We start from the raw sequence: 13,943 nt of genomic DNA, 5'->3' as shown, positions 1-13,943 counted from the left end.
CGACGGACGTGAACATGAACGGGCAGACGAAGTACACGGGTGCGTTCAACGATGTAGACTTCATCTTCAACATCGCAGTGCCTACCGCTGCGAACGTATCTTCAATTGTCACCTTCAGCCTGCGCGAGCAGCTGCCGCAGTAAGCGGAAAACCCCTGTGCACTGGGGGGCAGCAGCGTTGACTGCTGCCTCCCATTGTGGGCAGTAAAGATCACTTTTTGGATTGCAAATGGCGCCGTCTTGCTGATTAAAAGGCAAGGCGGCGTTTTTAATTTATTTAGATTTGGGCTCCAGCGCATCAAGTTTATTATCCTTGTGAGATCAGGAGGCGCTTATTTCAAATGGTTAGTTTTGAAAGCCAGATAAAGCAAAGCAGCATGCACAAAGCATTCCATATCCTAAATGGGGACGCCCTGCGCGAACGCTTCCCCTCAGCAATTGGGGGTGAGCTAATCGTAGCCCGGGAGTGCCTCTCAGACGGGCCTGTGAAAAGCGATGGGCTACAGGGGCTATTCCAGCTTAGAGCCCACTTTCTAACCAATGCTTACGGAGAAGGCACAACAATAGATTACAAGAAAGGCACGGTGGGCGAGTTTGAACGGATGATGCGCATCCCAGAAGGGAGCATGGTCACTTTATGGTTTGAGGACGATTTGTTCTGCCAAGTCAATTTCTGGTTCTGTGTGTTTCTGCTATCCCAGCACACCGCAAATTGCAGTCTATACCTGGCCCGCCCGGAAAGTCATACCCGTTATGGCTTTGGAGGGCTCAGCCCTGCACAGCTGCTAGCTGCCTTCCGGCAAAAGAAGCACATCAAGGCCCCGGGGCAGATTGCCCGGCTTTGGGAACAGTACAGTGCAGGAGCGCTTCAGCAGTTGCTGGCCATGGCCCGGGAAATAAAAGCTGATTTCCCATTTATCGAAACTGCGGTGGAGGCTTACTTGGACAGCTTGCCAAGCCCCGGCGATCCCGGCCGGCCAACAAGGGCCCTGCGGGCGATTATGGAAGAGCTGGGCACTACCGAGCTAGGCCCGGTATTCCTTGCCTTTTGTGAGCGGGAGCCGGTTTATGGTTTTGGCGACCTACAGGTAGAACGATTGATCGGGCAAATCCTTGGCAGGGCCTGAGCCCGGCCCTATTTTGAAGCCCAGTCGATGAACATCCCAATCAGCATAATGCTCAGAGAGAAGGAGATCATGCCCAGCATATAACTGATGAACACCTTGAAATATTTGAAAAAACCAGACCGGTCAAAGATGGTGCCGATAGCCCAGCAGATGAAAAGGATGCCTAAGAAAAAGCCCTTGTCTAGTATTTTGAAAGGGATCATGCTCTGTATCGCCCCGAATAAGGTGAAAACCAACATGCCCGTGCCCATAATGAAACACAGGGCCACAAGCAGCTCAAATATATTGTAGGCATACTTCCTGAAAAACAACCGCAGCCAGAGGGCTATAAAAATGGCCATGAAAAGGTTGGCGTAGCCATAGTTTTTGGAGACCCATTCAAAAATAGCCGTTGAGGTAGAACGCTCGCCCAGGGAATAGTTGACATAGCCGTCTTCAAATCTCAGCCACTGTTGGGCCAGGGTGTAGATCAATGAGCAGACGATGACGAACACCACGGGCTTCATCAGCCGTTTGCGGTCATAGCGCAGATAAGCTCGGATGCTCCGGCCAGGCCGCAGCAGGATTTCACGGGCGGTGAGCAGAAAACCGCGCTCTAGGTTGAAAACGGTACTGATTTCTCGAACGAGATACTTCCGGTCGATGCGGGGCACTTCGACAGGCTGCCCGCACTGAGCACAGTAGGGGCCAGTTTGCCCTGCCCCACGGTGGTTGGCTTGTAGCTTGGGCGGTACAGGCATATCAGTTGGATTTGTAGAAAAAATGGGCTTATAACTATGACAATATAACCAAAAGAGCGGATCAAGCTATGCCTCTTAGCTAAGAATTGCCTTCTCCTACGGCATGCTTGGAAAATGGCGCGGGCATAGCGCGCGAAATGGCCCCAATGGCTTCCACGAAGTCGTCCTGTTGTAAAGCAGCCCGAGCAATAGCGGGGTACACGGAGCACGTTATCTCTGTGCTGCTCAGTGACCTCCGTGCCTTAGTGTCAAGTTTTGCCACGGAGACAGGGAGTGCACGGAGGGCTTATAAATCAGTGTCCCCTCTGTGCGCTTGGTGCCCCCGTGTCTGATATCGTAACGGGGGCAAGGGGTATAATTTTTTTATGGAAGATTATCTGGTGTATGCGGTATTGGCTAACTTGCAGTCAGCAATGCTTAGGCAGGAAAACTGCGGTATTGCCAGATTATTCACCAAAACCCAGTAAGAACTATGAAAAAAGGGCTTTTGTTCGCTCTCCTCCTGTTGGCCCTGGCCTGCCAAAAGGAGCCCATCTCTGATGACGACACCTTCTTCGCTTTCACGGTCAAAATTGATACATTCACCGGGCAGCGGCTCAATCAGCCTGCGGATAATCTAGTAGCAGGGCAGCTCAATTTCTATTTCAGCAACGATGAAGTCAGCCTGCAGCTGAATACGGCAGGATTTGACGGGAGGGCCGGAACGTATGATATCACCTACGTAAAATACAACGATGGCCGGGGCAACCACTACGGTACGGGCACGCTAGTGGTAACGGAGGTCAATGCTAAGCGTGAATTCATCAAAGGTACTTTTACAGCCTCCTGTTCTGATTTGAACACCGGTGCCAATCTGCCCATCACAGAAGGCGAATTTTTAGCCCGGTACTATGAATAGGGCATGGCTTTGGGCGGCCTTTGCGATGCTGCTGGGCTGCTCCCGCCAAGCAGGCAGCCCGCTTTTAGCGCTAGGCAGCCGGTTTCAGTCGGAAAGAGATGCTTATAGCCTTGCCCGGGTAGTGGAAGCCTGGCCGGAGGCGGCAGATACCTCCTTGCTCCGGCAGGTACTTGGTGCGCCCGACGCCGATATGGGCTTTGATTACCGCTACTTATTGGATTCTGTTGGGCCCGGGGGCTGTGTGGTGGGCGCGGTGTTCCACATCAATGAGCACGGGTTGGTCGATCAGCAGTGGATAGGAGAGATTTGCGAATAAGAACTGGATCAGAACAGGGGGAGCATGATGAAATATTGGGGCCTGCCCCTGCCAGCCGGCAGGTGCCGCTATGCTACGGGGCTCGCTCTTCGCTCGGCCCCTCGCCCTACGGGCGTCGGGTCTGGCCTTCGGCCACCCCTTCGCAGCGCTAGGCCAATGCCAGGCAAAAGCCCAAAAAGCTTAAACCCCTGCAGCCTTTTGGTTCACGCCCAAATACGGGCTGTTGCTTTGTTGTTCCCCTTCTGGCAGGCTGTGGCGGCCGGGCGACTGTTCATTCTTCTTCGTGCGTAGATTTGGAGCTGCTCGACCGGGCTGCCCGCATGGCGCTCTACCCAGTTGGGGCAAGGGCTCCGGACAGGGCTTTATTATGGGCAGCCGGGCAGCACACAGCCCCGATGGCGTGGTGGCGAGCCGGGGCGAGTACCGCCCACCGGGGCCCCGCGTTCGAGCAGGCCCTTCTTGGTTTTTTGGGCAATAGGCTGGCGCACTAGCGATGTGGAGCAGTGCGCGTTAGCGCAGCCCGCAGGGCCAGGCTGCGCAACGTAGCGGCGGGCAGTGCCCGCAGTGCCCTAATTCACAACCGCATGAGCTGGGCTAAGGTGTGTAGATATTTGGGTTTGGAAAAAGGATAATATGTACCTATGTTTGGGCACATTTTTTTCAACAAACCAAATGAACACATGAAACAATTGATTTCCTTGTCTGTGCTGGCGCTGCTGCTGGCAACAGGCGGCCGCCTTTTTGCACAAGAGGATAAGGCAGAAAAGTTGCTGAACAACTACTTCATTGCTATGGGCGGCAAAGAAGCGCTAGAAGCTGTAGGGTCGTCCCGTATGCTGATGGAAGGGGTGCAGGAGGTAAGCGGCATCCGTTTGAAAAAGGAGGAGTTCCGCTTGTTCGGGCAGAAGTTCCATCTGAAGCTGGAGCAGGGCGGGCAGCGCCTAGAGCAGATTTTTGATGGGCAGCGTTTGTCTTACGGCGGGCAGGTGATTGCCTTGGAAGAGAGCGATAAGGCGCTGATGCGCAGCCAAACTTATGGCTTTACGGAGCTGATGCTGCTGGAAAAAGGGTACGGGCTGTCTTTCGACGGGCTGTACGCTGGCGGTGATTTTGGCAAGCCGGACTACTACCGGCTGACGGCGACGAGCCCGGATGGCGCAACGGTGTACACCTTGCACTATCAGAAGGACGGCTACAAAAAACTGACAGAAGAAATGGTGCGTACGGTAGAGGTGCAGGGCGGTGTGAAGCGTACTCGTATCACCTTGAACTTCAGTGATTACCGGGAAGTGGACGGGGTGCAGGTCCCCTTTGCAATAGAGCAGAAAGATGATTCTGGCGTGATACAGTTCAAAGTATCCGAAGCAGAGCTCAACCCCAGCCTCCCTTCCGGGGTGTTCAAAATCTAAGCGCAGCCGTTGGGCAGGGCGGAGGGCAATGCGCTTTCTGCCCTGCCCATTTGGGGCAAAAGCCGCAGCTTTGACGAACCCAGCCCGGGCGTTTCACCGTATTTGACTAATAAAACCATGATGGGAAAATTGAACCTGAGGCCTATTGCCCCGCTCGCCTTGTTATTGGCCTTGCCCGGCTTAGCCTGGGCACACGGAGTAGCCCCTGCAGACCAAGAAACGCTGACTAACGGCGGGCTTTGGTCCTATATTTATGTAGGTGCTAAGCACATGGTGACGGGCTATGACCACCTGCTTTTTTTGGTAGGGGTTATTTTTTTTCTGAACAATATTAAAGACATCCTCCGCTTCATCACGGTCTTCACCATTGGGCACAGTATCACCCTTACCGGGGCCACTTATCTGGGCATATTGGCTGACGAGCACCTGATTGATGCGGTCATTGCGCTGAGCGTGGTGTATAAGGGGTTCGAAAACCTTGGCGGTTTCCCTAAGCTGTTGAAGGTAGAAGCTCCTAATTTGTTGACTATGGTATTCCTTTTTGGCCTGATACATGGGTTTGGGCTGAGCACCAGGTTGCAATCTTTCGATTTGGGGCAGGGGCAGTTCCTGGCCAAAATCCTGAGCTTCAACGTTGGGGTAGAATTGGGCCAGGTGTTGGCGCTCATCCCTATAGTTTTTGTTATTTCTAAATGGCGGGGCGCTCCTTCCTTCAACCGTTTCCATAAGGTGGTGAACACTTTTCTGGTTGTAGCGGGGCTTGGCCTATTGGCCTTTCAGCTCAATGGATATTTCAGCGGGCCTCATACGCACGAGCATCATCATGAAGAAGGTGCAGGGCATAGCCATGAGGATGCTCATGGGCACCCGCATCCGCACGGAGAATAAGCGCCTTTTTGGAGCTCTAAGGGCTTTATCCTCGCGGTTGGCTTTAAGATTAATACCATAAAAAAAAGCGGCAGCCCGGAGACATTGGTCCCGGGCTGCCGCTTTGAGTTGATGGCGATGGGCTAGTGGATTGAGCTGTAATTATTGACCATTAAAGGCCACGCACCAGAAAGGGCTTAAGCGTGGGAATACGATCAAATCATTCGGTCTAGTCGCAGGAAGTTGTGCGGTCAATATCGCAGTAGGTAGCCCACCAAGGATTGAACTGTTGATCGCCTTCGGCTTGGCTCAAAGCGAGCAGGGCTTCTACGTCATCTCCGTAGCGGAGGTGCATATGGACGGGGTCTCCGTGAGGGGAGCGCGAAATGACATACTGATAAGAGGCGCAGTCGCCTTCAAAGTCTTCAACCTTACGGAAAACATCCCAGATAGAGGTTTTGGACTTTTGCGGGTAGTAGTAAGGGTCGGGCCGGCTGCCAATGAACTCGTACCCGCACTCTGCTAGTTTTTGTTCCATATCATTGTGGCTATAGAAAGCCATGCGCGTGAGCGAGCCTGCCTCTTCGGAGGTCTCCAGCACGAGGCGGCTGGGGTTGCGGGGATCATTTTGGGTTAGGGAGTCGTTGGGGTTCATTTGAAAATCCCCGTTCATGGCGAGGTAGGTGTAGGCAGGGCGGCCGTCGGGTGTGGGGTGGGAGTGCCCGTCCCCGCCATGGCTGTGGGAATGGCCGCCTTGCTCGTGGGTATGGGTATCGGGGCCGTGCTCGTGGCTATGCCCGTTAGCAGAAGAATTGCCGCGTATGGCGAAAAACACAAAAGCCCCGACAATAAGCGCGGCGACAATAGTGGAGATCCAAGTTTTCATGTTGAGATTGATTTTAAAAGCCCAGCAGCCCACAACTGAAGAGGGGGCTGCTGGGCAGGGTGAATAGTACAAGCAGATTAAAAGTTGTAGCTGATGCCGAAGCTGTAGTTGCGTGGCGGCGCCGGCGCGAAAGAACGGGCGTCTACACTGCCAAATACAGACTCTGCATAGCGGGCGTCGAACAGGTTTTGGATTTCAAAAAAGAGCCGCCCATCATTGGCAGACTGTTTGTTGAAGTTGTAGAAAACAGCAAGGTGAGACACCGTATAGCCTTCGTAGGAGGCGGCGTTGTCATTGGAAATAAAGTACTCGCCTACGTCCCGGAAGCGGTAATTGGCGCCAATCCCCATTGGGAGGGTGTAGGTCAGATTGAGCGTGGTTATGGTCTGAGGGATGCCTACTAAGCCTTTGCCCTCGAGGGTATTTTCCGGGTTGTCGAGTATTTCTGTTTCTATATAAGAGAATGTACCGGTAATGCTGAGCCCATTGACTGGGCTGATGCTGGCTTTGGTTTCGATACCAGTGCGCTGAGTCTTGCCGGCATTGATGAACTCGAGTGAGCCCGGAGGGTTTTCGACAATTTCGTTGGTGGTATTGAGGACGAAACCGGCGGCGTCGACTTCGAGCCATTCAAGCGGGCGGTAAGTAGCCCCTACCTCGTACTGCCAAAGCTGAACGGGGCCCAGGTCAATGCCTGCTGTGTACTTTAGCGCACTGTTGGGGAGTGAAAAACCGTTGGACACGCTGGCCCGCAGGTCGACGCCACTGTAAACGGTAGAGCGGATGCCTACTTTGGGGCTAACGTTGTACAAGCCGTCGATATCGTCAGAGACAGCGGCCTGGCCAGGATCATTAGCCATAAAGCTGCCATTGTAGGTGTCGTAGCGCAGGCCTACAGAAGGGCGGAAGTATCGGCTCAGTTCCCATTCGCCCTGCGCATATGCAGAAACGGATTGTATGGTGAACAGCCGGTCTTCGGTCTGCCGCTGCCGGATACGGTCAGAGGTAGCCCACCGCATCCGGTCAGTCTCTTCGCTATAGTACTCCAGGCCTGCAATCCAGTTGAGGCTGCTGCCCAAAAGGCGTGCATTGCCGTTGAGGCTGGCCCCGGCTGCGTAGACGTCGCGGGTATTGAAGCGCTCGGTCTGTCCGCCAGGTGCGGATCCGAACTTGGCAAACCGGGTGAACTCCTGTTGCACGGCGTAGCCAAAAACGAGGAGGCGCAGCCCGTCGTTGAAAGAGTGGTTGAGGTCTAGGCGCTGAGAGTAGAAAGACTTGGCCCCGCCGTCATTTTCCCCATTGGGGTCTTGCAGCCGGCGCCGGTCTTCGTCCAGAAACTGTTCTTCTCCAATATAGCCAGGAGCATTCCACTCGCTGCCGTGGCCGCGCAGTGACAGGGCAATGTCTGTTTTGTCAGTAATCTGGTAGCCAATACGGCCTGCAATGTTTCCGCGGAGCACATTGGCGTTTTCTGCGTAGCCGTCGGTACGGAACAGCTGGAAAGCAAGGTTGGCTTTGATGGCGTCCTGCCGCTCGCCCAGGTCCATTTCGCGCCCAAGGGCAAACTGTGCATCAAGGGTGTTGAAAGAGCTGGCTGTAAAGCTGAAGTCTTGGTAGTCCCCTCCTTTTCGGGTATCTAGTGCAAGTGTTCCGCCCTGTGCAAACCGGCCGAAGAGCACAGAGGAAGGGCCTTTGTATACTTTCATGGACTTGAGGTTGAGCGGGATGAGCACATTGAGGTCGGCATACCCGTCTGAATGGCCCTCGGCTTCATTAAGGGAGACACCATCGATGGTGACTTCGGCTTCGCCGGCATGGCCGCCGCCCCCAAACCCACGGATGGAGAACTGATCTGCTACGCCGCCCTGCCGGTAAGCTACAAGGTCTACTCCTGGTACTTGCTCAATGAGGCGGAGCGGCTGCTCGATATTGAGGCTGCGGATGTCGTTTAGGGTGATGACATCAACGGTGATGGTGCTGTTTTCTGCTTTTAAGGCTTCTCCGCGCACATAAATTTCAGAAAGGGAGGTCACGGTGGTGCGGAGGGCTACTTTGATTTGTTTTTGCTCCCCTGCTTTTAGGTTGATCTTGCGCGAGGTTTGCTCATAGCCAACGGAGCTGAACAACAGGGTATAATTGCCGGCTTCGAGCCCTTCAATCAGAAAAGCGCCATCTGCAGTAGTGGTAGCGCCTTTGGCTGTGCCTTCAAGCTGAATGTTCACCGCTTCGAGCGGGGTGTTGCTTTCAGATAAAACACGCCCTGAGAGGCTTGCGCCAGACTGCGCGGTGAGCGTGGCGCTTGCAAGCAGGCAGAGCAGGGCAATAAGTTGGTTGAGTAGTGAGTATGGCTTATACATAAAGTTGATGAGTGTGAACAGGCGGCAGCCTATGCCCTGATGGCACTTGCTGATAGCTGGCTGGCCTTGTTTTTGATGAAAATCATTCCTGTATGCACAGTATTTCCAGGGGGAGGCCAGGCGTGATGTATGTTGTTGCAAGCCTGATCGGGCTACTGTCGGCATTTACCGTTTAGTGCTCTTCCCCAATGTTAGGTGAAGGCATAGCAAATGGAGTAGCTTACTGTACTGGAAGACTGAAAGCAGGAAATTCTGATAAGGAGGAAAAAAGTAAGGTTCAATGTTTGGGCGGAGGGGAGGGGGTTTCTACTGCTACTGATGAAAGGGGTAATGGTTTGGCATAGTTATTTTCACCCTTAATCGAAGAAGAATGCAGTGCAGTATGTGAATCAGGTATCAGAGCCTCAAGGGTGGCCATGAGGAGGCTGAGTTGTTGAAGGGGAGGGGCGGTAGAGGAAGCTTCCTGCAGCTCGAATGCTTGCAGCATAAAAGTGATCACATTGTGGTGGTGGTGGCTTTCTTCCTCGTGCAAGTGCCCGTGACGATGGCTGTGTGCGGCATGGCTGTCGAGGCCATGGGAAAGGGCATGAAGCAGCTCACCCACTGCTGCGCCGAAGATGTTGGCGCAGAGCGTACCGATGATAAGGTAGGTGATGAACTGTTTCATGTCCTTAGTTAGGATTTAGTGAGGGACATTTCTATATACGGGGGTAGGGGCGAGAGTAGATTGTTTTGAGGCGGGGAAATGAACAATTGGCGCCAGTTTTAGGTAGGGCGGGATTTGGGCGCAAGCCAAAAGCTTGAGCTTGCGCTGGCTATACGGTGGCACTGGGCTAGCGCTGCGCAGGGGTGAAAAGCCCGTAGGGCCGAGCGGATAGCGAGCCCCGGAGCATAGCGGCCCCCTGCCAGAGGGGCAGGGGGAAGCCCCCAAAAAAAACAATCTGATCTTTGCCCGGGCACTTTATGTTTTGGGGGGGGGGGTTCAATTTGTCGAAAATAAATATGACTATGGAGAAACACAAATGCACCCGCATCAGTAAGCTGCTCAGCCTGGCACTGCGCCACAAGCCAGAGCAGTTGGGTTTGGAGCTGGACAGAGCGGGATGGGCGGATGTCGGCCTCTTGCTGCAGCGGCTTGCCGCTGTTGGGTTGCCTTTGAGCAGGGAGGAGCTGGAAAGCTTGGTACGGGAAAATAATAAGCAGCGTTTCCGGTTTAGCGGAGACGGGCAGCGTATCCGGGCGAATCAGGGGCATTCCATCCCAGTAGACCTTCAGTTGGAACAGCTAGAGCCCCCATCGGTACTTTTTCATGGCACTGCCCTTCGGAATTTGGGGCCTATACAGGAAAAGGGGCTCTGCCGGCAGCAACGGCAGCATGTCCACCTGAGCGCAGACGAGGCGACTGCCTTGCAGGTTGGCAGCCGTCATGGCCAACCTATAGTGCTTAGGGTAGCAGCAGGTGAGATGCACCGGCAAGGTTTCGCTTTTTTCAAGTCTGATAATGGCGTTTGGCTTACAGGCCATGTTCCTCCTGCTTTTTTTAGCTTTGATCGCAACGCCTGAGCCCTATTGCGGTGAGCGGGTTGGTGGACCGAGCAAAGATCTATAGCCAGGAGCGGCTTCCTCTGATCCTGGGCAGAGGAAGTTTAGGAGGAAGCCAATGCTCGTTTCAGTAGCTCGAGGATGTCATCTAGTTGGCTCATCAAGGGCTGATAGTGGGCTTGATCTGTAGATGCACAGGCGTAAGTGAACAGCAGCAGCCGGTTTTCGAAAGCCCTGGACTGGAGCAAGGGGAGGTTGCTATGGAAGGGCATGGCGCTTTCTCTGTCCGGGGGCGGATCGTGTTCTGTAGAGGCCAGTACGGTCCATAGGCTGTATTCATCGCCTCGGAATAAGTCGAGGACTCGTTCCCGTTGCATTCGCAGGTCTTCTTCTTGCCGCTCAATGTCTTGCATGGCAGATAGCCAGGTTGTGAGCCTGATCCTTAGGTTGGTGTCTTTGATATGGCGCAGGCTTCCCGAACTGACCATTTCTTCGAGCAAGGCGTTGTTGGGGTTGTAGGCGATGTCCAAGGCGAGGGTCTGGTACAACAGGTTGGAAAGGGTATCTTCTGGGAAGGAAGAAGTTGGGCTGCCGGCAAGGGCTAGGAGCCGCCGCCCATTTTGATAATTTTGCTGATTGACAGCCATCAGGGTTTCCAGTTTTCTTCGGCTGAGCTCAAATTCTTCTTGGAGCCCGCTAAGGTAAGCCTGTTGCTTCCTTTGCAATACCCGGTCTTCTTGCATGTTGTTGATCCCCAAGGCAAGGAGTATCCCGATGACAACCAAAATGACCTCTCCCGCAGCATACAGTAGATAATTGCCGAGCCGTTTATTTTGGATCATTTTTTGCCGGGCTTTCCGGATTATTCTAAGCATGATATTGAAATTGCCAAAGTCTTTGGAAAAGATAAGGAATTTTGGATTAGTAGGGTTAAGCCCGTTGGCAGCTTTGGTGGTTCAAGCATGCCAGCTAAAGAAGCGGCCTTTTGAGAAGCCGTTATGGCTGAGCGCTCAGGGGATAGGGCTTTTTCTGCTTGCGAACAGACAGAAGGAGCCAGAAGGCAAAGCCTAGCTCGCCTAAAGCCATGGGCAAGCTGAGCACCGTTTCTAGTGTTTTTGAAAGCGCAGTAGTAGATGGAAACTGAAGGCCAAGGTGTACGGTAAGATAGCTGATGCCTGCGGCCATGAGCAGCCAGCCCCATAGGGTAGGCACTTGGGCTGCTTTGAAGCAAAGCCACCCTAAAGCACAGAGGTGGAGCCCAAAAATGATTAGAGCGGCAGACCAGATATTTTGAAAAGACAGCCAAGCTTCGAGCGCCTGTTGGGCTTGTTGTGCTGCGGCAAGTAGGCGGGCAGCTTGGTGTAAGCGGAAAATAGCCACGCCTAGCCCTACCGTATAGAGCAGCCTGAGCCCTGCCATGATTGTAGCTCCTTTGTAGTGTGCAGGTGCAAACAACTGGAGCAGGGCAAGTGCCACCAAAACGTCAAGTAGGGCGATGCCCCACCATGCAGCTATGCTCAACCGGATGACGGGCAGGTGCTGGGCGGACAGTGGTTGATTTTCCGCTAGCGAAAGGGGGCTGTACACATAGCCAAAGGCAAAGCCAGCTAGCACAGCCATGATCAAAAGGGACCAACCGGCGGCGCGGGCGTTATTTTCTGGAGTCATTGATATCATGGTGACAATAGATTTCTAGGTTAAAAAGGAGAGGTTAGCTTGCAGGATCGGCGTAGGTAAAGGGGGAAGTTTCAGTACTGCCTGATCGGAGTTTAGCGCCCTTGGCGAGTAGGTACAGTGTCAGAGACAGCTCGCCTGCTACCCCTGCAAAAATGACAACGGACTCGAATAGGAACTGATAGGTCTCATACTCAGGGTGAAAGAGCTGTGCCCCGCTGTCGAGCAGATAGCCAGCTCCGGCGAATTGCAGCGCCCAGCCGATCCATTGGGGTATGCGTGCTGAGCGTGAAAAGAGCCCGCCTAAGGCCAGCAGATGTGCGCCAAAGAACAATAAGCCGATATCCCAAGTGCGGTCAAATTGTTGCAGGCAGGCCATGGCCTCGTTGTGCAGGGCGGGCGCTCCTCCGGGTATGAGGGCCGATATCCGGAATAGCTGTGCCATCGCTATGGCAAAGATGCCGCCATTGATCAGGCGCAGCAAAGCAGTAGCTTTGGCCCACGGCTTAGATACTTCCCGGCTGAGCAGGTAAAGCGGTAGAGAGAGCAGGATATCAATCGCTACCATGATTGTGAAGGCTGCTACCCCAAGGCGGAATGCTGTAGGGCTAGAGAGGATGTTGGCTATGGTGGCTGTGCTGTCGCCTTTTGCCCAAGCGCCTTCGAGGATATGGAAATTGGCAAAAAAGCCGGTGAAGAAAATGATGAGGTAGCCTAGCCCGGCCAGGCGGGCGGTGTGTGATAAGTTTTTCATGAACAATGGTTTGATTTTAGGTTGGCTTCGTTTTTATTCTTGGATGATGAGCACTACGTTCCCTTTCTTGTGCCCGGCTGCGATGTGCTTATGTGCTTCCGCAGCCCGCTCTAGAGGATACTGCCGGTCGATAATGGCCCGGAGCTTCCCCTCCTGCCAGATAGCGATGAGTGTTTGCAACAGTGTACGCAGTTCGGGGGCTTTTTTAAGGCCCGAGGCCGCGAATTTTGCCTTCTGTTTCCCGTTTATGCCGGTCCATAGCATGTCCCATAGTAACCGCCCTTTCATTACGGGAGAGAGGTATTGCCCGCTTGGGGTGAGCGCCTTCCGGCATGCAGTAAAGGAGCTTTTGCCTACTGTATCATAAATGATATCATAGGCTTCATCGGATTGGGTAAAGTCAGTTTGGGCATAGTCAATGACATGGTGGGCGCCAAGGGAAAGCACCAGCCCGGCATTCCTTGCACTACAGACCCCTGTAACTTCAGCCCCAAGGTAACGTGCAATTTGTACTGCGGCGGTGCCAAGGCTGCCAGAAGCTCCATTGATGAGTACACGTTGCCCAGGGCGGATGTCTGCCAGCTCTTGAAGGAAGTTGATAGAGGTGAGCGGGCCGTCGCACCAAGTAGCGGCTTCTGATGGAGAAAGCCCACTGGGAAGCGGTAAGATAACGCCCTCTTGGGGTACAGCTACAAATTCGGCATGGGTGCTGAAGCCCAGGGTAGTCTCACCGAAAACGGCATCACCTATTTTGAACTGAGCTACTTCGCTGCCGGTTTCTGCCACTACTCCGGCAAATCCAGTGCCTGGGATGGGGTGCTTAGGTTGAGTAACCCCGACGAACAGGCGAGACAGATAGGGTTTGCCGGTAAGCATCATAACATCTGCCCGGGTAAAGGATGCAGCTTCTATTTTGACCAAGACCTCGTTGGGCTTTATCGAAGGCTTGGGTACTCGCTGTAGCTTAAGGACTTCCGCTGTCCCGTAGCCTATTGCCGTGATTGCTCTCATCTTTCTCATTACCGTTTTTTTTATGGTGCAAAGAAAGGGGCAGCAGGCTGGTGCAGCGTTCGGATTATTCAGGGATAAGGGCTAATTTATAAATGCGAACCTCTTGGAAGGCAATTACAATTCCCTGACCTGGCCGATGTTCAGGCCGGTGATCGCCGCGATATCGTCTTCGGGCATGCCTTTCTGTTTCATTTTCCTGGCGATGGCAATGGCTTTGGACAAAGCCCCTTTTTCCATGCCTTTTGCGATGCCTTCCTCCCTGGAGGTGTCCACGACATTTTTCATATCGCGGTAGTATTTGAGGCTGTCCTCGTAGGCATCGCGCTCCTCTGGAGAGAACTTGGCGATCTCAGCTGCGTCCAA

At 53.6% G+C, this 13,943-nt stretch carries 14 protein-coding genes and 1 pseudogene; 6 read left to right on the top strand and 9 right to left on the bottom strand.

Annotated elements, in window-relative coordinates; genetic code table 11:
- The first annotated feature begins 376 nt into the window (after positions 1-376).
- Complete coding sequence (locus tag FRY97_RS20640) at positions 377-1,126, top strand: DUF1835 domain-containing protein (protein WP_147169518.1); 750 nt, start codon at positions 377-379, stop codon at positions 1,124-1,126.
- A gap of 8 nt (positions 1,127-1,134) precedes the next feature.
- Here the strand turns inward: FRY97_RS20640 and FRY97_RS20635 are convergent, their stop codons facing one another.
- Positions 1,135-1,866, bottom strand: a complete 732-nt coding sequence (locus FRY97_RS20635; protein WP_147169517.1) for a DUF3667 domain-containing protein — start codon at positions 1,864-1,866, stop codon at positions 1,135-1,137.
- Between the two features lie 472 nt (positions 1,867-2,338).
- On the opposite strand from FRY97_RS20635, the gene FRY97_RS20630 reads away from it, so the two are divergent.
- The 4 genes from FRY97_RS20630 (at position 2,339) to FRY97_RS20615 (ending at position 5,377) form a co-directional block, all read left to right on the top strand.
- Positions 2,339-2,764 (top strand): hypothetical protein, encoded by a 426-nt coding sequence (locus FRY97_RS20630; RefSeq protein ID WP_147169516.1) that lies wholly within the window; start codon positions 2,339-2,341, stop codon positions 2,762-2,764.
- Positions 2,757-3,080 (top strand): hypothetical protein, encoded by a 324-nt coding sequence (locus FRY97_RS20625; RefSeq protein ID WP_147169515.1) that lies wholly within the window; start codon positions 2,757-2,759, stop codon positions 3,078-3,080. The genes FRY97_RS20630 and FRY97_RS20625 overlap by 8 nt, the downstream gene beginning before the upstream one ends.
- Positions 3,081-3,760: 680 nt before the next feature.
- Entirely contained in the window at positions 3,761-4,489 is a 729-nt protein-coding gene (locus tag FRY97_RS20620) for a hypothetical protein (protein WP_147169514.1), read from the top strand.
- Positions 4,490-4,606: 117 nt separating this feature from the next.
- Complete coding sequence (locus tag FRY97_RS20615; RefSeq protein WP_246141863.1) at positions 4,607-5,377, top strand: HupE/UreJ family protein; 771 nt, start codon at positions 4,607-4,609, stop codon at positions 5,375-5,377.
- A gap of 208 nt (positions 5,378-5,585) precedes the next feature.
- Here the strand turns inward: FRY97_RS20615 and FRY97_RS20610 are convergent, their stop codons facing one another.
- From FRY97_RS20610 to FRY97_RS20600, 3 genes are all read right to left on the bottom strand, one after another.
- Positions 5,586-6,242: a hypothetical protein gene (locus FRY97_RS20610; RefSeq protein WP_147169513.1), complete on the bottom strand. Its 657-nt coding sequence runs from the start codon at positions 6,240-6,242 to the stop codon at positions 5,586-5,588.
- Between the two features lie 77 nt (positions 6,243-6,319).
- A complete protein-coding gene (locus FRY97_RS20605; RefSeq protein ID WP_170254795.1) occupies positions 6,320-8,599 on the bottom strand; it encodes a TonB-dependent receptor in 2,280 nt (759 codons plus the stop codon).
- A gap of 277 nt (positions 8,600-8,876) precedes the next feature.
- Positions 8,877-9,266, bottom strand: coding sequence for a hypothetical protein (locus FRY97_RS20600; protein WP_147169511.1), 390 nt, complete (start codon positions 9,264-9,266; stop codon positions 8,877-8,879).
- 341 nt (positions 9,267-9,607) lie between these two features.
- On the opposite strand from FRY97_RS20600, the gene FRY97_RS20595 reads away from it, so the two are divergent.
- Positions 9,608-10,162 (top strand): RNA 2'-phosphotransferase, encoded by a 555-nt coding sequence (locus tag FRY97_RS20595; RefSeq protein WP_147169510.1) that lies wholly within the window; start codon positions 9,608-9,610, stop codon positions 10,160-10,162.
- 83 nt (positions 10,163-10,245) lie between these two features.
- Here the strand turns inward: FRY97_RS20595 and FRY97_RS20590 are convergent, their stop codons facing one another.
- From FRY97_RS20590 to FRY97_RS22495, 5 genes and pseudogenes are all read right to left on the bottom strand, one after another.
- Complete coding sequence (locus FRY97_RS20590) at positions 10,246-10,983, bottom strand: DUF6090 family protein (protein ID WP_147169509.1); 738 nt, start codon at positions 10,981-10,983, stop codon at positions 10,246-10,248.
- A 154-nt stretch (positions 10,984-11,137) separates the two neighbouring features.
- Positions 11,138-11,818, bottom strand: coding sequence for a DUF4386 domain-containing protein (locus FRY97_RS20585; RefSeq protein WP_147169508.1), 681 nt, complete (start codon positions 11,816-11,818; stop codon positions 11,138-11,140).
- A 34-nt stretch (positions 11,819-11,852) separates the two neighbouring features.
- Entirely contained in the window at positions 11,853-12,569 is a 717-nt protein-coding gene (locus FRY97_RS20580) for a DUF4386 domain-containing protein (RefSeq protein ID WP_147169507.1), read from the bottom strand.
- A 33-nt stretch (positions 12,570-12,602) separates the two neighbouring features.
- Positions 12,603-13,589 (bottom strand): NAD(P)-dependent alcohol dehydrogenase, encoded by a 987-nt coding sequence (locus FRY97_RS20575; protein WP_211356943.1) that lies wholly within the window; start codon positions 13,587-13,589, stop codon positions 12,603-12,605.
- Positions 13,590-13,694: 105 nt separating this feature from the next.
- Positions 13,695-13,943, bottom strand: a pseudogene (locus FRY97_RS22495) (Rpn family recombination-promoting nuclease/putative transposase); the annotation flags it as partial.

It is taken from the genome of Phaeodactylibacter luteus (assembly GCF_007993045.1).
GTDB classification, from domain to species: Bacteria; Bacteroidota; Bacteroidia; order Chitinophagales; family Saprospiraceae; genus Phaeodactylibacter; species Phaeodactylibacter luteus.
The sequence above is the reverse complement of the archived record's forward strand: the minus strand, read 5'-3'. Positions and strand labels throughout refer to the sequence as shown.